The organism is Ruegeria sp. BA2 (genome assembly GCF_056539605.1).
Map to the genome: position 1 here is coordinate 331,051 of NZ_JBQFVE010000004.1, position 18,026 is coordinate 349,076.

The 18,026-nt window shown below is 58.9% G+C and carries 18 protein-coding genes; 9 read left to right on the forward strand and 9 right to left on the reverse strand.

Annotation, left to right across the window (positions count from 1 at the left end; translation table 11 throughout):
* The first annotated feature begins 54 nt into the window (after positions 1 to 54).
* The 3 genes from rsmI (at position 55) to gshB (ending at position 2,279) form a co-directional block, all read left to right on the forward strand.
* The gene (gene rsmI / locus ACR0NN_RS11710; protein WP_170722052.1) at positions 55 to 912 is read left to right on the forward strand and encodes a 16S rRNA (cytidine(1402)-2'-O)-methyltransferase; all 858 of its coding nucleotides are present in this window, start codon (positions 55 to 57) and stop codon (positions 910 to 912) included.
* A 1-nt stretch (position 913) separates the two neighbouring features.
* Positions 914 to 1,285, forward strand: coding sequence for a YraN family protein (locus tag ACR0NN_RS11715; RefSeq protein ID WP_170722050.1), 372 nt, complete (start codon positions 914 to 916; stop codon positions 1,283 to 1,285).
* Between the two features lie 61 nt (positions 1,286 to 1,346).
* On the forward strand, positions 1,347 to 2,279 hold the full coding sequence (gene gshB, locus ACR0NN_RS11720; RefSeq protein WP_170722048.1) for a glutathione synthase: 933 nt from the start codon (positions 1,347 to 1,349) through the stop codon (positions 2,277 to 2,279).
* On the opposite strand, the gene ACR0NN_RS11725 is transcribed toward gshB, so the two are convergent.
* From ACR0NN_RS11725 to cobU, 4 genes are read right to left on the reverse strand one after another with little or no spacing between them, the layout of a single operon-like run.
* A complete protein-coding gene (locus ACR0NN_RS11725; RefSeq protein ID WP_170722046.1) occupies positions 2,276 to 3,790 on the reverse strand; it encodes a YifB family Mg chelatase-like AAA ATPase in 1,515 nt (504 codons plus the stop codon). The two genes, gshB and ACR0NN_RS11725, sit on opposite strands and share 4 nt — an antisense overlap.
* 47 nt (positions 3,791 to 3,837) lie before the next feature.
* Positions 3,838 to 4,722: a glutathione S-transferase gene (locus tag ACR0NN_RS11730; RefSeq protein WP_170722043.1), complete on the reverse strand. Its 885-nt coding sequence runs from the start codon at positions 4,720 to 4,722 to the stop codon at positions 3,838 to 3,840.
* 58 nt (positions 4,723 to 4,780) lie between these two features.
* Positions 4,781 to 5,359 carry a histidine phosphatase family protein gene (locus ACR0NN_RS11735; protein WP_170722040.1) on the reverse strand — a complete coding sequence of 193 codons (579 nt, stop codon included), beginning with the start codon at positions 5,357 to 5,359 and terminating at the stop codon, positions 4,781 to 4,783.
* Positions 5,356 to 5,877: a bifunctional adenosylcobinamide kinase/adenosylcobinamide-phosphate guanylyltransferase gene (gene cobU, locus ACR0NN_RS11740; protein ID WP_170722038.1), complete on the reverse strand. Its 522-nt coding sequence runs from the start codon at positions 5,875 to 5,877 to the stop codon at positions 5,356 to 5,358. Before cobU ends, ACR0NN_RS11735 begins: the two co-directional genes overlap by 4 nt.
* 102 nt (positions 5,878 to 5,979) lie before the next feature.
* Between cobU and ACR0NN_RS11745 the strand changes: the two genes are divergently transcribed.
* From ACR0NN_RS11745 to ACR0NN_RS11770, 6 genes are all read left to right on the forward strand, one after another.
* Entirely contained in the window at positions 5,980 to 6,858 is an 879-nt protein-coding gene (locus ACR0NN_RS11745) for an RNA polymerase factor sigma-32 (RefSeq protein WP_170685339.1), read from the forward strand.
* On the forward strand, positions 6,855 to 7,676 hold the full coding sequence (locus ACR0NN_RS11750) for a ChaN family lipoprotein (protein ID WP_170722036.1): 822 nt from the start codon (positions 6,855 to 6,857) through the stop codon (positions 7,674 to 7,676). The genes ACR0NN_RS11745 and ACR0NN_RS11750 overlap by 4 nt, the downstream gene beginning before the upstream one ends.
* 63 nt (positions 7,677 to 7,739) lie before the next feature.
* A complete protein-coding gene (coaBC, locus tag ACR0NN_RS11755; RefSeq protein ID WP_170722034.1) occupies positions 7,740 to 8,951 on the forward strand; it encodes a bifunctional phosphopantothenoylcysteine decarboxylase/phosphopantothenate--cysteine ligase CoaBC in 1,212 nt (403 codons plus the stop codon).
* A gap of 10 nt (positions 8,952 to 8,961) precedes the next feature.
* Positions 8,962 to 9,417 (forward strand): dUTP diphosphatase, encoded by a 456-nt coding sequence (gene dut / locus ACR0NN_RS11760; RefSeq protein ID WP_170722033.1) that lies wholly within the window; start codon positions 8,962 to 8,964, stop codon positions 9,415 to 9,417.
* Positions 9,417 to 10,475 carry a molybdopterin-synthase adenylyltransferase MoeB gene (locus ACR0NN_RS11765; protein ID WP_170722032.1) on the forward strand — a complete coding sequence of 353 codons (1,059 nt, stop codon included), beginning with the start codon at positions 9,417 to 9,419 and terminating at the stop codon, positions 10,473 to 10,475. Before dut ends, ACR0NN_RS11765 begins: the two co-directional genes overlap by 1 nt.
* A gap of 52 nt (positions 10,476 to 10,527) precedes the next feature.
* Positions 10,528 to 12,543: a M3 family metallopeptidase gene (locus ACR0NN_RS11770; RefSeq protein ID WP_480684716.1), complete on the forward strand. Its 2,016-nt coding sequence runs from the start codon at positions 10,528 to 10,530 to the stop codon at positions 12,541 to 12,543.
* Here ACR0NN_RS11770 and ACR0NN_RS11775 read toward each other — a convergent pair.
* The 5 genes from ACR0NN_RS11775 to mreC are packed head-to-tail and all read right to left on the reverse strand — an operon-like array spanning position 12,540 to position 17,996.
* Positions 12,540 to 13,472, reverse strand: a complete 933-nt coding sequence (locus ACR0NN_RS11775; RefSeq protein ID WP_170722027.1) for a 2-hydroxyacid dehydrogenase — start codon at positions 13,470 to 13,472, stop codon at positions 12,540 to 12,542. The genes ACR0NN_RS11770 and ACR0NN_RS11775 overlap by 4 nt on opposite strands.
* Positions 13,473 to 13,482: 10 nt before the next feature.
* A complete protein-coding gene (gene rodA / locus ACR0NN_RS11780; protein WP_170722022.1) occupies positions 13,483 to 14,622 on the reverse strand; it encodes a rod shape-determining protein RodA in 1,140 nt (379 codons plus the stop codon).
* Entirely contained in the window at positions 14,619 to 16,568 is a 1,950-nt protein-coding gene (mrdA, locus tag ACR0NN_RS11785) for a penicillin-binding protein 2 (protein ID WP_170722010.1), read from the reverse strand. Before mrdA ends, rodA begins: the two co-directional genes overlap by 4 nt.
* Positions 16,565 to 17,101 (reverse strand): rod shape-determining protein MreD, encoded by a 537-nt coding sequence (locus ACR0NN_RS11790; protein WP_170722009.1) that lies wholly within the window; start codon positions 17,099 to 17,101, stop codon positions 16,565 to 16,567. Before ACR0NN_RS11790 ends, mrdA begins: the two co-directional genes overlap by 4 nt.
* The gene (gene mreC, locus ACR0NN_RS11795) at positions 17,094 to 17,996 is read right to left on the reverse strand and encodes a rod shape-determining protein MreC (RefSeq protein WP_170722008.1); all 903 of its coding nucleotides are present in this window, start codon (positions 17,994 to 17,996) and stop codon (positions 17,094 to 17,096) included. The genes ACR0NN_RS11790 and mreC overlap by 8 nt, the downstream gene beginning before the upstream one ends.
* Positions 17,997 to 18,026: the final 30 nt, after the last annotated feature.

An 18,026-nucleotide genomic window follows, 5' to 3' on the forward strand; every position in this document is an offset into this window, starting at 1 on the left:
GCACCTTGGTCTATCGACCCGCGATAATAAACGTCACGCTGTGAGGGTCCAGCTTTGAATTTCCAAAAGATCAGATTGGCCGCTGGGCTGTACTTTGTTGCCACTCCGATCGGGACTGCGCGCGACATTACGCTCAGAGCGCTGGATGTGTTGGCCTCGGCCAACATGATCGCCGCCGAAGACACCCGCAGCTTGCGTCGGTTGATGGAAATCCATGGCGTGCCGCTCGAAGGACGCCGCATTTTGGCCTATCACGATCACAGCGGCGCAGGCGCACGCGGCAAGATACTTGAGGCGCTGGAGCAAGGGCAATCGGTGGCTTACGCGTCCGAGGCCGGAATGCCGCTGATCGCCGATCCAGGTTATGATCTGGGCCGTCAGGCGGCGGAGGCCGGGTATAACGTGACCTGTGCACCGGGTCCTTCAGCTGTGCTAACTGCACTGACATTGGCCGGGCTTCCGACTGATTCATTCTTTTTTGCGGGGTTCCTGCCCAACGCCTCTGGTGCCAGACGATCCCGGATCGAGGCGCTGCGGAATGTGCCCGGAACGCTTGTTTTCTACGAATCACCCAAGCGTGTGGCTGCATGTCTTTCAGATCTAGCGGATGTTTTGGGCGGAGACCGTCAGGCGGCGCTGTGCCGCGAACTGACGAAGAAGTTCGAAGAAACGCGCCGTGGCACGCTCGCCGATCTTGCAACAGAGTATGAGGGCGTGTCGGTGAAGGGTGAGGTGGTACTGCTCGTGGATCGCGCCCATTCGCAATCTGTTAAGGATTCCGAACTAGAAGAGGCCTTGATAAGAGCCTTGGAAACGCACTCGGTGCGGGATGCGGCGGATCTGGTATCAGAAATGTTCAGCCTGCCGCGTCGCCCGATCTATCAAATGGCTCTGAAGCTGGGAAAGGGATGACATGGCGCATAGATCTGTCCGGGGTTCGGTTTCGTATCACGCCGGGCAATCCGCTGAACTTTGCGCCGCCGCCGAATACGAGCGCCGTGGCTATTCAATCGCCAATCGCAGGTGGCGTGGAGCTGGCGGTGAGATTGATCTGATCGCACGCAACGCGGATGGGCTGGTCTTTGTTGAGGTCAAGAAAAGCCGCAGTTTTGAACGCGCCGCCGCCCGGATCAGCCGCCGACAGATGGATCGGATTTGCGCATCCGCTGCCCAGTATCTTGAGCATGAGCCTAACGGTCAATTGACGAATATGCGGTTTGACGCGGCGCTGGTTGATGACGCTGGCGCTGTTCAAATCATCGAAAACGCCTTTGGTTTGCCCTGATCCCCATTGAACCCGACAAGCCTCTGCGCCATGTATCGGGCGTGGAATTGAGGGATACACCATGAAGATCGCCTTTCAGATGGACCCGATCGGGGCCGTGGATATCAACGCCGACAGCTCGTTCCGTCTGGCAGAAGAGGCGCAGGCGCGCGGCCATCAGCTGTTTTTTTATGGCCCGGATCACCTTGCGTATCAGGAAGGCAAGATCACTGCGCGCGGGCATGACATGACGGTGCAACGAGTCGCTGGCGACCCGGCTGTGCTGGGCCCTGAGCGTGAAGTGGATCTGGCTGACTTTGATGTCATCTGGCTGCGGCAGGACCCGCCGTTTGATATGCATTACATCACGTCGACCCATTTGCTGGACCGCCTTAAGGGACAGGCTCTGGTGGTGAACGATCCGTTCTGGGTGCGGAACTATCCCGAAAAACTGCTGGTTCTGGATTTCCCTGAATTGACCCCGCCCACCACGATTGCGCGGGATTTACAGACCATCAAGGCGTTCAAGGAAAAGCACGGCGATATCATCCTCAAGCCGCTTTATGGCAATGGCGGGGCTGGCGTGTTCCGTCTGGACGCGAATGACCGCAATCTGACATCGCTACATGAGCTGTTCACAGGCTTCTCGCGTGAGCCCTTGATTGCGCAAAAATTCCTGCCGGACGTGCGCAATGGCGATAAGCGTGTGATTTTGGTTGATGGCGAGCCTGTCGGTGCCATCAACCGTGTTCCGGCCGAGGGTGAAACTCGTTCAAACATGCATGTGGGCGGACGCCCCGAGAAGATCGGTCTGACCGAGCGCGACATGGAAATCTGCGCCGCGATCGGGCCGCTGTTGAAAGAGCGTGGGCAGGTCTTTGTCGGGATCGACGTGATTGGCGACTATCTGACCGAGATCAACGTAACCTCGCCTACCGGCATTCAAGAACTTGAGCGGTTCAACGGCGTGAACATTGCCGAGAAGATTTGGCAGGCGATTGAGGCCAAGCTTTAAGCACCTGCCTTGGCGCTGATGCGAAAGCTTAGCGCCTCGGCCACATGCGGGCGGCGCACATCGGGTTCTGCGTCGAGATCGGCGATGGTTCGTGCCACCCGCAGGATGCGGTGAAAGGCGCGGGCCGACAGACCGAAACGTTCGGCGGCCTTCAGCAACAACTCTTTGCCCTCTGCGTCAGGGGCGGCGATTTCTTCTAGCAACTTCCCTTCGACGTCCGCATTTTGTCGGGTTTCCGGCGTGTCGCAAAAGCGATCTGCCTGGATAGCGCGCGCCGCTTCAACCCGTGCCGCGACTGTGGCCGAGCTGTCGCCAGAAGGCGGTAGGTCGAGATCGGTAAAGCCGACCGGGGGAACTTCGATCCGCAGATCGAACCGATCCATCAGCGGCCCTGAGATACGGCCCAAATAGTCCTCTCCACAGGCCGGAGCGCGAGAACACGCGCGGGATGGGTCTGTCAGATATCCGCATTTGCATGGGTTGGCGGCGGCCACCAGCATGAACCGGCAGGGATATTTCACATGGGCGTTTGCGCGCGCGACCATCACCTCGCCGGTTTCAATCGGCTGGCGCAGGGTTTCAAGAACGGTGCGAGGGAACTCGGGGAATTCATCCATGAACAAAACGCCGTTATGCGCCAATGAGATTTCACCCGGCTTTGCGCCTTTACCACCGCCCACGATGGCGGCCATCGAAGCCGTGTGATGTGGCTCGCGAAACGGTCTTGCGCGGCAGATGCCGCCTTCGTCCAGCAGGCCGCATAGCGATTGGATCATGGATGTTTCCAGCGCTTCGACCGGTGTCAAAGGTGGCAATATTCCAGGTAAGCGAGCAGCCAGCATGGATTTGCCAGACCCCGGAGTGCCGATCATGATCAAATGGTGCCGCCCGGCTGCAGCGATTTCCAACGCCCGTTTGGCGCGTTCCTGTCCTTTCACATCCCGTAGGTCTCGCGCGCTGGGCGAAAGGTTCACTTCGCCCGGTGTGGCGGCGGGCAGGGCGGCTTGGCCAGTAAAGTGGCGCACCACATCCCCCAAGGACCCGGCTCCAATCACCTGAGTGGCATCCACCCACGCAGCTTCGGCGCTGGAGGCGCTGGGGCAAAGCAGGCTGCGATCCTCGGCGGCTGCGGTCATGGCAGCGGGCAAAGCGCCGACGACCGGAACCAGAGAGCCATCCAATGACAATTCGCCCAACGCAACCGCGCCCTCAGCGGCATCCGCTGGAATAATTTCCAAAGCGGTCAACAAGGCGACCGCAATGGGCAGATCAAAATGGCTGCCTTCTTTGGGTAAATCAGCCGGAGACAGATTGATGGTAATCCGTTTGGACGGCAGCGCGATGGCCATGGAGCTTAGCGCGCTGCGCACGCGGTCACGCGCCTCGGACACAGCCTTGTCTGGTAAGCCGACGATGGAAAACGCTGGTAGGCCCGGAGAAACGGCGCATTGCACCTCGACCGGGCGAGCATCGACTCCCTGAAAAGCAACGGTGTGGGCGCGGGCGACCATGGCAATCCTGTTCTTGGTTAACAGGACGTTGCTGCCATGGCTGCGGTTTAGGAATCGTTAACGCCGCTGATTATCGCGGTGAATTTCGGCCAGGCGTCGGGATCGGCAACAGTTTTGTCTCGGCAAAATGGATTGCATAAACCCCAGATCTTGCCGTCGAGTTCCAGATAATCGTTCACTGGTTTGCCCGAATAGGGACACGTGGCGTTTATCGATGGGCCAGTATTGATCGCTAACGCCTTTGAGTCCCCGCCAATCGGCCAGTTTTGGGCGGGAAGGTCCTGCGCATAGGGAAATGGTTCATAAGCGACTGTCAGGCCCATGGCGCGCCATTGCCGAACGGATGTGTCTGAAAGCAGCTCGACACAGTAAGCGTGATTGGCATCCGATACGGGCAGATCGTAGCCGACGATCCGGGCCGCAACCGGCGTATAGAAGACATCAGCCAATGAATAAGCGCCGAACAATGGACCCGACGCGGCGCCCGAAATATTCCGGGCGTGGGCCCACAGGGTTTCGATCCGGTGGAGGTCTGCAAGCGTGTCAGGAGATGGCTTGAACCCTTCCCAGCGATATCTCAATTGCATCGGGCATTGCCCCCTCAATGCGGTAAAACCCGCGACCATTTCGGCGCAAAGCCATCGTGCTGTCGCGCGGGCAGCTGCGTCTGTGGGCCAAAGTGCTGCTGCGGGGTGGCGTTCCGCCAAGGTCTCGGCCATGGCAAGGCTCTCGCCAACCACCGTGCCGTCCGGTAGACGCAGCGCGGGAACCAGACGCGCTGGCGCCAGTGCTTCCATATCTGCGGCCATCGTCCCGGAATAGAGGCCAATCATCTTGGTGCGGTATGGCAGGCCGAATTTCTCAAGCATCAACCATCCGCGCAACGACCAGCTTGAAAACAAACGGTCACCGATAAAAAGTTCATAAGTCATGAGCGAACGATGGCGGGTCGATGCGCGTCCGTAAATCAGTGATTTGTGCGCAACCCGATCACGGTCGGTGATTGATCCGCTCGACGGACCACCCCGCGTCGTGTCTCAAGATCTCTGTGACCGAGAGATTATCGATGCGGTGGCCGAAGGCTTCTTGTGCTTCGACGTCTAGCGCCCGTTGGACTTGTGTCAGGATCACACCAAAATGGGCGACCACAATCAGGTCTTGTCCGATATGGGTTGCGATCAAGGCATCAATGGCCGCGTCGATGCGACTGCGCACCTCGTTCCAGCTTTCACCACCCGGTGGCCTGACGTCGCCGGGGTTGTCCCAATAGGCAAAACTCAGTTCGGGGTCTTCGGCTTCAATCTCGGCAAAGGGGCGCATCTCCCACGTGCCGAAATTGATTTCGCGCAGTTCACTTTGATGTGGCAGGCGGTGGCGCTTGGCTTGAATTGCAGTTGCTGTGTCAACAGCGCGCGATAGGTCTGATGAGACAACGAAGGCGCTCGATGGCAGATGTTCATCGAGACGGGCGATTGCCGCGTGGTCGCTTAGATCAGCGGGGATATCTGACCACCCCACCATGGTTTTTGCGTGGGTTGGGCCGTGCCGCACCAAATGCAGACGAGTCACAGCGGCGCGCCTTTCAGAACCAATGGCAGCCCCGCCGTAACCTGCACAACACGATCGGCATGCGCGGCCAGTGCAATATTTAGCCGACCCTGCGCTTCGCGGAAGCGGCGGGACAGCGCGTTGTCTGGCACAATCCCATGACCCACCTCGTTTGAGACAATGACGATCTGCGCGGCGCAGGTTGTCAACGCATTCAGAAGTCTGGCCTGCACGCCCTCAAGATCATTCTCTGCAAGTAAGTGATTTGTCAGCCACATGGTTGCACAATCGATCAGACAAACCTGATCAGCCGTCAGCTTTGAAAGTTCCGGTAAGAGATCGAATGGCGCTTCGATAGTCGTCCATCCGCTGCCGCGTTGTGCAATATGTTGCCTGATTTTTAGGCGCATTTCGTCATCAAACACTTGTGAAGTCGCCAGATAAACACGCCTTTTCCCAGTCGTAACAACAAGTTGCTCCGCAAAAAAGGACTTTCCGGATGCCGCGCCGCCCAAGACAAAGGTTAAATTGGGATGCACTTTTATTACCTTTCTGGTGATCCACCCGGTTTTGCTCTGCGTATCGACCCTGAGTCGGCAAAGCAAGCCCGGCGCATAGTCTGTGATTAAGGGGAGAATTGCATGGCACTGGACAACGCACATGATTTTTCGATGTCCCGGCAGGCAATGAAGGCGGAATTGCTGGATGCCGAGACTGAGTTAAGGCTGGCATATGCGTGGCGCGATGATCGGGATGAGCAAGCGCTGCATCGTTTGATTACCGCCTATATGCGGTTGGCAATCTCTATGGCGGCGAAGTTCAAACGCTATGGAGCGCCGATGAACGACCTGATTCAGGAAGCCGGCCTTGGCTTGATGAAAGCCGCCGACAAGTTTGACCCGGATCGGGGCGTGCGGTTTTCGACCTATGCGGTTTGGTGGATCAAGGCCAGCATACAGGACTATGTCATGCGCAACTGGTCGATGGTTCGTACCGGTTCGACCTCTTCCCAGAAGTCTCTGTTCTTCAATATGCGCCGCGTGCAGGCGCGGCTCGAGCGCGAAGCAGCGACTGAGGGTCTGGATTTGGACCGTCATCAGTTACATCAGATGATCGCCACTGAAATCGGTGTTCCGTTGCGGGATGTGGAAATGATGGAGGGTCGGCTTGCCGGATCGGATTTTTCGCTGAACGCGGTGCAATCGGCGGACGAGGATGGGCGCGAATGGATCGATGCACTGGAAGATGAAAGCGAACAGGCCGCCGAAACCGTCGAGAACAGCCATGACAATCAGCAATTGCGCGAATGGCTGGTGGCCGCGATGAAAGCCTTGAACGATCGTGAGCAATTTATCGTGCGAGAACGCAAGTTGCGTGAACCCGCAAGAACGCTGGAAAGCCTCGGTCAGGAGCTTGGCCTGTCGAAAGAACGCGTGCGTCAGCTTGAGGCGGCGGCGTTCATCAAGATGCGCAAGAACCTTGAAGCGCAATCGCGCGAGGTGCAACACTTCTTCGCATGAGACCAATTGCGATTCTTGCAGCTTTCGTAGTGTTCTTGGCTTTGCCAGGAACAAGCCGCGCGGATGAACTCATTCCTCAGGATGTACTGGACGACATGCGTTTGGCGGATGTCGTTATTCTGGGCGAGATTCATGACAATCCGCAGCATCACCTTGTTCAGGCCGAAGCGGTTGGAGAGATAGAGCCTTCAGCGGTTGTCTGGGAAATGGTGACCGAAGAAGGGGCTCAGCGGTTAGCGCAGAAAGCGGCAACCAATCCAGATGAGCTGTCCAGAATACTGCGTTGGGCCGAATCCGGCTGGCCTCCGCTCAGTATGTATTACCCTGTTTTTCAGGCGGCGAACGTGCCGGTTTACGGCGCGATGGTCCCCAGAGCAGCCGCGCGCGCTGCGATGGAGCGTGGGGCGGCCACCGCATTGGGTGCGGATGCGGCCAGATACGGACTGACCGTGCCGCTGTCGGCTGAAGAGCAATCCGCACGAGAGGCTGAGCAACTGGCGGCGCATTGTGATGCCTTGCCCGCCGAAGCGCTGCCGCAGATGGTCGCGATTCAGCGGCTGCGCGATGCTGTATTGGCCCGTGCCATTTTGAAGGCCGCAGATGAGACTGGCGGGCCGATTGCGGTAATCACCGGCAACGGCCACGCGCGAAAGGATCGCGGGATTCCAACTTTTCTGTCACGTCTGCGCCCGGGTCTTAGGGTCTTTGTGCTGGGCCAATCCGAAGATGGGATAGTGGACGGAGAGTTTGACGCTGTGATCGATAGCCCCGCGGCTGAGCGTGAGGACCCCTGCAAAGCCTTTGAGGTGCAGAATTAACTGCTGGAACTGCCCGGCAGCGTTGCCTAATGTCAGGGCCGACCGGGACGGGAAGGGCGAAACATGCTGTCATCCAAACGCATTCTGCTGATCATCGGCGGCGGGATCGCGGCCTATAAGTCGCTGGACCTGATCCGTCGCTTGCGGGAACGCGGGGCGGCAGTCACGCCGGTTCTGACCCGCGCTGCCGAAGAGTTTGTGACTCCGCTATCCGTGTCTGCCTTGGCTGGAGAGAAGGTCTATCGAGACCTCTTTGACCTGACCGACGAAGCCGAGATGGGGCATATCCAACTGTCCCGTTCGGCTGATCTAATCGTGGTTGCGCCCGCAACCGCCGATCTGATGGGCAAGATGGCAGGCGGATTGGCGAATGATCTGGCCTCAACCCTGCTGATGGCGACCGACACGCCGGTTCTGTGCGCACCCGCGATGAACGTTCGTATGTGGGAGCATCCAGCGACCGGACGCAACCAAGTGCAGCTAGAAGCGGATGGAGTACGGTTTGTCGGCCCGAACGAGGGTGATATGGCCTGCGGTGAATACGGTCCGGGCCGCATGTCTGAACCGCTTGAGATCGTCGCTGCGATCGAAGCACAACTTGCGGCGGGTCCCTTGGCAGGCAAGCGCATTCTGGTGACATCCGGCCCCACGCATGAGCCGATTGACCCGGTACGCTACATCGCCAACCGGTCCTCAGGCGCGCAGGGAACGGCTGTGGCGCGTGCGCTGGCTGCGCTGGGGGCCGAAGTTACCTTTGTTACTGGCCCGGCTGACGTGCCACCCCCTGACGGGGTGAAAATTGTGCGGGTCGAAACAGCACAACAGATGTCGGATGCGGTAGATGCGGCACTCCCCGTAGATGCAGGCATATTCGCGGCCGCCGTGGCCGATTGGCGGGTGTCTCGCGCATCAGACAAAAAGCTGAAGAAAAGCCGCGATGGATTGCCCGCGCTAAACTTTGCCGAGAACCCGGACATTCTCAAGCGCATTGCGCATCTGGAAATGGACCGGCCCGGTTTGGTTGTGGGCTTTGCGGCTGAGACGGACAATGTGATCGAACACGCCACCGCAAAACGCGCCCGTAAGGGGTGTGACTGGATTGTTGCGAACGATGTCAGCCCTGCGACAGGCATCATGGGCGGGTCCGAGAATGCTGTGATCCTGATCTCGGACAAAGGGGTCGAGGAATGGCCGCGCATGGGAAAAGACGATGTGGCAAAGCGGTTGGCGAACAGGATCGCTGAGGCGCTGAGCGAACAAGAACCAAAAGACTAGAGGTGCAGTGATGGTGGCAATTCGTGTGATCCGCGAGGAAGGGGCAGATCCGTCGGTGCCATTGCCGTCTTATGAAACATCGGGCGCTGCTGGGGCAGATGTGCGTGCCAACCTGCCGGATGGCGCATCAATTATCCTAGAGCCGGGCCATCGTGCGCTGGTGCCCACGGGCCTCCGGATCGAAATACCGCAAGGCTATGAAGTTCAGGTGCGACCACGTTCGGGCCTCGCTTTGAAGCACGGGATTACCTTGCCCAACACTCCGGGTACTATAGACAGCGATTATCGTGGCCCGCTGGGTGTGATCGTGATGAATGCAGGTCAGGAACCGTTCGAGATCAAACATGGCGAGCGTATCGCGCAGTTGATTGTTGCGCCTGTTGTGCAGGCCACTTTTGAAGGTGTTGAGGCTCTCAGTGAAACCGACCGCGGCGCGGGCGGGTTCGGGTCAACCGGGCAGGGCTGATGCTGCTGGTTCTGATCTTGGCCGCCGGGCTTTGGGGCGTCGGCTATATGGCTGGCGTGTCGCGCAACGCGCGGATGGTTTCTGTTGGCGCATTGCTGACGGGCGTGATCATTGCTCAACTCGTGTTGCCCGAGGGCAATCCATTGCGCCAAGCGACTGGTGGGTCTGCGGCGATGTGGCTGATCCTCGCTGGCGTGGCCGTTATGGTTCTGCTTTATGGGCGGGGCATCAAGGCGTTGCGCAATCGCGCGGCGTCCAGCCCAACAACGGAGCCCACCATGCCATCCGATCAATTCAGCGAAACCGAACTTGAACGCTATGCCCGCCATATCGTGTTGCGCGAACTTGGCGGCCCGGGTCAAAAGCGGATGAAACAGGCGCGTGTGCTGGTGATCGGGGCCGGGGGCCTTGGCGCGCCCGCGCTGCAATATCTGGCCGCGGCCGGAGTAGGCACCATTGGTGTGATTGATGATGATGAGGTCGAGAATGCCAATCTGCAACGGCAAGTGATCCATCGTGATGCGGATATCGGCATGCCCAAGGTGTTTTCTGCCCAGCAGGCCATGGTGGCGCAAAACCCCAATGTGGTGGTCCTGCCCTATCACCGTCGTCTGACCGAAGAGATTGCCGCAGATTTATTCGCTGACTTTGATCTCATCCTTGATGGCACCGACAATTTCGAGACCCGTTATCTCGCCAATCGAACCGCTGCGGCGCTGGGCAAACCGCTGATCTCGGGCGCGCTGTCGCAATGGGAAGGACAGCTGAGCATGTTCGATCCCGCCACCTCGGGCCCCTGTTATCAATGCATATTCCCCGAAGCGCCAGCCCCCGGTCTTGCGCCCTCATGCGCCGAGGCGGGTGTGGTCGGGCCACTGCCCGGCGTAGTTGGCTCGATGATGGCCGTTGAGGCGATCAAGGTGATCACTGGTGCCGGGCAGGCGTTGCGGGGTGAGATGCTGATCTACGATGCGCTCTATGGTGAAAGCCGCAAGATCACCTTGGCGCGCCGCACAGACTGCCCGGTTTGCGGTTCAGGGGATCAAATTCCGGGCTAGCACTGGATCATTCTGCCACGCGGTCTTAGCTATGAGGTCAAAGGAGACCTCAATGACCAACCCGATCCTGTCCGACTGGAATACGCCCTTCGAAATCGCGCCGTTCGCTGCGATTTCGGACGATGATTTTGCCCCTGCACTGGAACAGGCGATGCAAGCGCATGATGCCGAGATCGCGGCGATTTCAGCAAACTCGGATACGCCCACCTTCGCCAACACGATTGAGGCACTTGAGGCCGCTGGGGAACAGATGGACAAGGTTCTGTCGGTCTTCTTCACAGAAGCGGGTGCCGACAGCAACCCCAAGCGCGAGGAACTGCAGCGCGCGTTTTCCCCGAAACTTGCGTCGCACTACTCGCGGATCTCCTCGAACAAAGCCCTGTTTCAGCGGGTGGCGGATCTGTGGGATCGACGGAGCGATATGGAACTGACGGACGAACAGGCGCGCGTATTGATGCTGTCGCATCGCGGGTTCGTGCGCGCAGGTGCTGCACTGACCGGCGATGACGATGCGCGGATGCAAGAGATCAAGGCGCGCTTGGCATCATTGGGCACGTCCTTCACACAGAACCTGTTGGCGGATGAACGCGATTGGTTCATGGACCTGACCGAAGAAGACCTGGAAGGACTGCCGGGGTTCGTCGTTGATGCAGCCCACGCAGCTGGTCAGGAAAAGGGCGCGGATGGTCCCGTCGTGACATTGTCGCGCTCGTTGATCGTACCGTTCTTGCAATTCTCGCCACGCCGCGATCTTAGGGAAAAAGCCTATCGTGCCTGGGTGGCGCGCGGCGCGAATGGCGGAGAGACTGACAACCGCGATATCGCGGCTGAGATTCTGGCCTTGCGAGAGGAACGGGCCAAGTTGCTCGGCTATGACAGCTTTGCCGACTACAAGTTGGAAACCGAAATGGCGCGGACTCCAGATCGCGTTCGCGAGCTATTGATGCAAGTCTGGGAGCCCGCAAAAGCCCGCGCGGATGCGGATGCCGATCTGCTAACGCAGATGATGCAGGAAGACGGTGTTAATGGCCCGTTGGAGACCTGGGACTGGCGCTACTATGCCGAAAAACGGCGCAAGGCCGAGCATGATCTGGATGAGGCCGCGCTGAAGCCGTACTTGCAACTGGACCGGATGATCGAGGCCTCGTTTGCCTGCGCCAACCGTCTGTTCGGGCTGGAGTTTACGCCGTTGGACGTGCCGCTCTATCATCCGGACTGTCGTGCGTGGGAGGTCACGCGGAACGGCCAGCACATTGCCGTCTTCATCGGAGATTATTTCGCACGCGGATCGAAGCGTTCGGGTGCATGGTGCAGCGCGATGCGTGGGCAGGCGAAGTTCCCGAACATTCAAGCCCCGGTCGTGATCAATGTCTGCAACTTCGCCAAAGGTGACCCAGCGCTGCTGTCATATGACGATGCGAGAACGCTGTTCCATGAATTCGGCCACGCCCTGCACCAAATGCTGTCCAACGTGACCTATGAAAGCATCTCGGGCACATCCGTCGCGCGTGATTTCGTGGAACTGCCTAGCCAACTTTATGAACACTGGCTTGAAGTGCCTGAGGTTTTGGCCGAGTTTGCAACCCACGCCGAAACCGGTGAGCCGATGCCGCAGGAGATGCTTGAGAAAGTGCTGAAGGCCGCTAATTTCGATCAGGGATTTCAGACGGTGGAATATGTCGCCTCGGCACTTGTCGATCTGGCATTCCACAATGGTACGGCACCTGCTGACCCGATGGCGAGACAGGCCGAAGTTTTGGCTGAGATCGGCATGCCCCCGGCGATCGGCATGCGCCATGCAACACCGCATTTCGCGCATGTGTTTGCAGGCGACGGCTATAGCTCTGGCTATTACAGCTACATGTGGTCCGAGGTCATGGATGCCGATGCGTTCGCCGCCTTCGAGGAAGCAGGCGGTGCGTTTGATCCGGAACGGGCCAAAGCGTTGGAGGACAACATCTTATCCACCGGAGGATCGCGCGAGGCCGAAGACCTGTATTTGGCATTCCGCGGTCGCCTGCCTGGCGTCGAAGCCCTGCTGAAAGGTCGCGGCCTGATTGCGACCTAGTAGCCCAGGTCCCGATCTACGAGGTGCAGGTAGGGCTCTCCTGCCTCGCCTCGGCGGATGTTTTCGCAAACCACCTTTGCTGTGGTGATGGGGCGGGTTTCCGAGGCGATATGCGGGGTTACAGTGACGTTGGGATGCGCCCAGTACGGGTGTTCGGACGGCAATGGTTCAGTGCGAAACACGTCCAGCGTGGCATGCCCAACCTGACCGGAATCTAACGCCGCCAGCATGGCATCGTCATCGATTAGCGGCCCGCGCCCCGGATTGATGATCTTGGCCCCTGTCGGCAATAGGGCGAGCGTTTCAGCGTTGAGCGTATTCTCGGTCGCCGGGGTGTCGGGCAACAGCAGTACCACGATCTCGGCTTGCGAAAGTGCATCGCGCAGCCCGTTAGCACCATGCAGGCAGGTCACGCCGGGTATATCTTTTGCGGTGCGGCTCCATCCTGTGACATTGAAATTCAACGCCACTAATGCGCGGGCAGCGGCCTCTCCCAACGCGCCCAACCCCAGGATGCAGACCGTGCGTTGCGACGCCAACGGCGGCGCATTTGGTGCCCATGTGCCATCCTGCTGCGTGATATGTTGGTCCATCTCAAGATGATGGCGCAGCACGTGCCCGACCACCCATTCGGTCATGCCCTGCGTCAGCCCCTCGTCAACCATCCGCGTCAGTGGAACCGTCAGGGTTTTATTGCCCGAGATTTTCTCGACCCCGGCCCAGAGGCACAGCACTGCTTTGAGACGTGTGAAAGGGGTAAAATCCTGCAGCGGTCCGGTTGGGCCGTAGACCACGTAATCAACCTGATCGGCAGGGATGTCCGTGGCAAGGTGGTAGTCCAGTCCCGAATTGGCCAAGTGTTGGCGCATGAAAGGCTCATACTCCGGCCACAATCCGGGGCGCGCAGAAAACAGGATGTTCACGGGCATAAAGAACCTTTCAGCGGGGGCGGTGGATATGGGCGCTTTGCACGATACCGAAAGCAGCCATCAGCACAAGCATTGCCGAACCACCATAGCTGACCATGGGCAGTGGTACTCCGACAACCGGTGCCAGACCCATCACCATCGACATATTGACCGCAAAGAAGAGGAAGAAATTGAGCGCGATGCCCAGTGTCACCAGAGATGAGAACCGATCCTTGGTCGACAATGCCGTGACCATGCAGAAGATCAGGATCATGCCGTATAGGATCAGCAGGGTGATGCCACCAACAAAGCCGAACTCTTCAGCCAGAGTGGTGAAGATGAAATCAGTGTGTTTCTCGGGCAGAAAGTTCAGACGCGATTGCGTGCCTTCCATGAAGCCGCGCCCGTTCCAGCCGCCCGAACCCAGTGCAATCTTGGACTGGGTGATATGATACCCCGCCCCAAGCGGGTCGGTTGAGGGGTCAAGAAAGGTATCGATGCGCCTGAACTGGTAGTCCTTGAGAAGCTGCCATTCCGTTCCACGGCTGTTGAACACGGTTGCGATCAGACCAACCCCAGCCGCGATCACCGCAGCGAAATAGGCCCAGTGAACACCAGCTAGGAACATCAGGCCACCACCCGCCGCAAGCAACAGGATCGACGTGCCAAGATCGGGCTGCCGCAGCACCATGAAGGTGGGGATCAGGATCAGCAGGACAGGGATTATCACCCAAATCGGGCGCGAGGTTTTATGCGCGGGCAACCAATCGTAATAAGCGGCCAGCACCATCACCAGCGCGACTTTCATCACCTCTGAAGGTTGGAGCCGCATGAACCCCAAGTCAATCCAGCGCTGTGCTCCCATGCCAATGGTGCCAAACAACTCGACGACAATCAGTAGACCGATCGAGCCCAGATAGGCCACAACCGACATGTTGCGCCAGAACCAGATCGGTACCAAGGCGATGATGAACATGGCCGCCAGACCCAGCCCGAACCTTTCCATCTGCGGTTCAGCCCATGGCGTCCAGGATCCACCAGCGACCGAGTAGAGCATCAGGAAGCCAGCACTGGCGACGCTGATCAGCAACAGCGTCAGCGGCCAATTCATATACAGGAATTTGCGGAAGCCTGATGGCGTGGATTTGACGGCGTATTCAAGATAGCTCATGCGCGATCCTTTGCGTCGGGCCGCGCTTTGGGGCGGCGGTCGCCCTCAAGCCGTTTTTGTTGTTCCTTGATGCGCTCTCGATCAGCGACAGGGTAGGCCTCAAGCGGCGGGGTGCCGTTGTATAGCGCCTGAAGCATGATGTCCCGCGCGACGGGGGCCGCCGCCTTAGAGCCACCGCCCCCATGCTCGACCACAACCGCGATTGCAAATTTGGGATTGTCATAAGGCGCAAAGCTGACGAACAGAGCATGGTCGCGCCGTTCCCAAGGAAGGTCCTCATTGCGGATCACGCCTGCCGCGCGTTCCGCCTTGGTGATATTGCGCACCTGGCTGGTGCCCGTTTTGCCCGCCATACGGAAATCATCGGCGATGATGCGGCTGCGATAGGCTGTGCCGCGCCGGTCGTTCGACACTGACCACATCGCCTCGCGAATATACCGAAGGTTTGTACGGTTGATCTCTAGCGGATCACCGGCGCCCGTTGGCTGTTCCACGCTGTCGATTGATCGCACCAAACGGGGTGCAACAGCGCGCCCGGTGGCGATCCGCGCAGTCATTACGGCCAATTGCATTGGCGAGGCCAGCATAAAGCCCTGCCCGATCGATGCGTTGGCCGTATCACCGATCAACCAGTCCTCGCCATGGGTCCGTTGTTTCCATTCCTGATTGGGGGCCAAACCCGCGCGCACGGCGGACATGGGGATATCGTGCTTGACACCCAGACCAAGGGTGCGCGCCATCTCAGAGATTTTGTCGATGCCGACCTTTATCGCCACATCGTAGTAATAAACATCGCAGCTCCGCTTGAGCGACGTATTTAGGTCCACCATCCCGTGCCCGCCGCGTTTCCAGCAGTGGAAGCGGCGGCTGCCAACCTTCAGGTGGCCGGGGCAGTAGACTGTGTTGCCGGGGCCAATAACGCCTGCTTCAAGTGCAGCCAAGGCCGTGACCATCTTGAAGGTCGAACCGGGCGGATAAGTTCCTTGAACCGTCTTGTTGGCCAGCGGGCGATATTTATCCTGTGTCAGAAACTGGTAATCCGCAACTGAGATACCACGCACAAACAGGTTCGGGTCGAAACTGGGCGCCGAGGCCATTGCCCGCAGATCGCCGGTTTCGCAGTCAATGACTACGGCAGCCGCACTTTCCCCGGCCAGCCTCGCCTGAGCATATTGCTGCAGATCCGCGTCCACGGAAAGCTGCAGATCTGCGCCCGGCTGGCCCTCTTGACGGTCCAGTTCACGCATGACGCGCCCGGTGGCGTTGACCTCAACCCTTTTTGATCCGGCCCTGCCGCGCAACTCGAATTCCTGCTTGGCTTCCAGACCAACCTTGCCGATTTGGAACCGGGGGATGCGCAGCACAGGTTCCGGGTCTTCGATCTGGCTCAGGTCATAGTCGCTGACCGGGCCGACATACCCGACAATATGCGCGAAATCCTCATATCTGGGGTATTGCCGGGTTTGACCCACCTCGGGCGTGACGCCGGGCAGGGCAGGGGCGTTGACTGCGACCTTTGAGATATCTTCCCACGTCACCTGATCGGCCAGCGTGACGGGCAGGAAAGGGGCTGATCTGCGCATCTCGGTTTTGGCGCGCTCGATCTCATCCTCGGTCAGTGGGATCAGATTAGACAGCTTGGCGAAGACTTCATCGATATCCCCCGCATCTTCGCGCACGATGACGATGCGATAGGATGGTGAGTTCTGGCCGATTATCTGCCCGTTGCGATCATAGATCCGGCCTCGGGTGGGTGGGATCAGGCGAATATTGATCCGGTTTTCTTCGGCCAACAGACGGTATTCGTCCGCCTGATCGACCTGCATGAAACGCATGCGGGCCGCCAGTCCTCCGATAAAGGCGGTCTGTAGCCCGCCAAGGATCAGGGCGCGGCGCGGCAGCCGCTTATATGCAAGACCTTGTGGTTTGGGTTTGCGCTGCTTCATGGCCGCACCCTTGCCGTTCCGTTGTCTGCGACTGATTTACGCCGCACGCCAAATGCTGTCTGGCTAAGCAAAACCATCAGTGGATAAATAGCAATCGTCATGAGCACTTGAATGATCACCGGTCCCAGCGTCGCTTGCTGCACGGACAGGATCGCAAGAATCATACGATCGAGCACGAAGACGGTAGCGATGACCGCTCCGACAGTTGTCCATTCGCTGACAAATCCTGCATCCCGCATGCCTGGCGCTGCGGTGTGCAGGTAAGCCGCGCCGAGCACCACCAGCGCGGCCAACAGGCCCGGCGGGCGTTGTAGCAGCAAATCTGCCATGAACATGACGATGGCGATGATCAGGACCGGGACATATTCGGATCGCCGCAACACCCATGCGTAGGTGAGCGCGATCAATACATCGGGAAACGGCAAGCGATCTGGTTTTGCATCCAGCGGAAGCAGATGCAAGAACACCACGAGTATTGCCAAAGCGACATAGAGACCGCGTTTGGCCCAAAGGTGAGTAACCGCCCTATCCATCGCTGACCTCAGCCGGGGTCAATGATGCCTCGGGTCGGCGCGGGCCGACAATATCCCCTGAATCGGTGATTGGTGGGGCAGATTGGAACCGCAGCACACGCAGAAATTCCAGCCGCTCGAAATCCGCCGACAAACGCACGCGCAACCGGCCGCCTGGATCAACGGCGATTTGTCCAATCAGCAGCCCGCCGGGAAACACGCCGCCATCGCCTGAAGTCACAACACGGTCACCTGGGCGCACAAGCTCTCGGTTCTCAAGAAATTCGACTGTGGGCGCGGCACTGTTGTCGCCGGTTATCAGAGCTGTCTGGCCCGAGGGCTGGATGGTCGCAGGGATCGCGCTTGAGGCATCTGTCATCAGTATGACGCGGGCTGTATCCGCCCCAACGCCCGAAATGCGTCCGACAACGCCAATTCCGTCCATGGTCGCCCAACCATCCTTGATGCCGTCCCGTTCACCCACGTTCAGAAGAACCGATTGCCGGAACGGCGAACCGCTATCTGCCATCACCACACCGGTTACGTAGGTCAGGCGCGGATCAAGTCGCACGTTGTTCAAATCCAGCAGCCGGGCGTTTTCCTGTTCCAACTGCAGCGCGGCCTCTTTCCACGCGCGCATCAGACGCAATTCGCTGCGCAACTCCTGGTTCTGCTCGCTGAGGCGTTGGTAGCTTTGAAAATCACGAGACAGGTTCACCAGCGCCGTAACAGGCACCATTGCCCACTCCATGGAGGGTACAACCGTGTCCAGCACCTGAGCCCGGAAACGTTCGACACGCGGGCTGTCAATGCGCCAGACAAGGAAAATACCAAGCAGGCACAGAACGACGATCCCCAGCAACAACCGGCGCAGGGGTGTCGTGTATTCATCGCGCTGTGATCGGTCCTTTGCCACAGGTTACCTTCCCGTGCTGCTCGTGCCCGA

Coding starts and splice junctions, on each gene's coding strand:
- ACR0NN_RS11715 (WP_170722050.1), top strand. CDS start 914: ATGGCGCATAGATCTGTCCGGGGTTCGGTTTCGTATCACGCCGGGCAA.
- gshB (WP_170722048.1), top strand. CDS start 1,347: ATGAAGATCGCCTTTCAGATGGACCCGATCGGGGCCGTGGATATCAAC.
- ACR0NN_RS11725 (WP_170722046.1), bottom strand. CDS start 3,790: ATGGTCGCCCGCGCCCACACCGTTGCTTTTCAGGGAGTCGATGCTCGC.
- ACR0NN_RS11730 (WP_170722043.1), bottom strand. CDS start 4,722: ATGACTTATGAACTTTTTATCGGTGACCGTTTGTTTTCAAGCTGGTCG.
- ACR0NN_RS11745 (WP_170685339.1), top strand. CDS start 5,980: ATGGCACTGGACAACGCACATGATTTTTCGATGTCCCGGCAGGCAATG.
- ACR0NN_RS11750 (WP_170722036.1), top strand. CDS start 6,855: ATGAGACCAATTGCGATTCTTGCAGCTTTCGTAGTGTTCTTGGCTTTG.
- coaBC (WP_170722034.1), top strand. CDS start 7,740: ATGCTGTCATCCAAACGCATTCTGCTGATCATCGGCGGCGGGATCGCG.
- dut (WP_170722033.1), top strand. CDS start 8,962: ATGGTGGCAATTCGTGTGATCCGCGAGGAAGGGGCAGATCCGTCGGTG.
- ACR0NN_RS11765 (WP_170722032.1), top strand. CDS start 9,417: ATGCTGCTGGTTCTGATCTTGGCCGCCGGGCTTTGGGGCGTCGGCTAT.
- ACR0NN_RS11770 (WP_480684716.1), top strand. CDS start 10,528: ATGACCAACCCGATCCTGTCCGACTGGAATACGCCCTTCGAAATCGCG.
- ACR0NN_RS11775 (WP_170722027.1), bottom strand. CDS start 13,472: ATGCCCGTGAACATCCTGTTTTCTGCGCGCCCCGGATTGTGGCCGGAG.
- rodA (WP_170722022.1), bottom strand. CDS start 14,622: ATGAGCTATCTTGAATACGCCGTCAAATCCACGCCATCAGGCTTCCGC.
- mrdA (WP_170722010.1), bottom strand. CDS start 16,568: ATGAAGCAGCGCAAACCCAAACCACAAGGTCTTGCATATAAGCGGCTG.
- ACR0NN_RS11790 (WP_170722009.1), bottom strand. CDS start 17,101: ATGGATAGGGCGGTTACTCACCTTTGGGCCAAACGCGGTCTCTATGTC.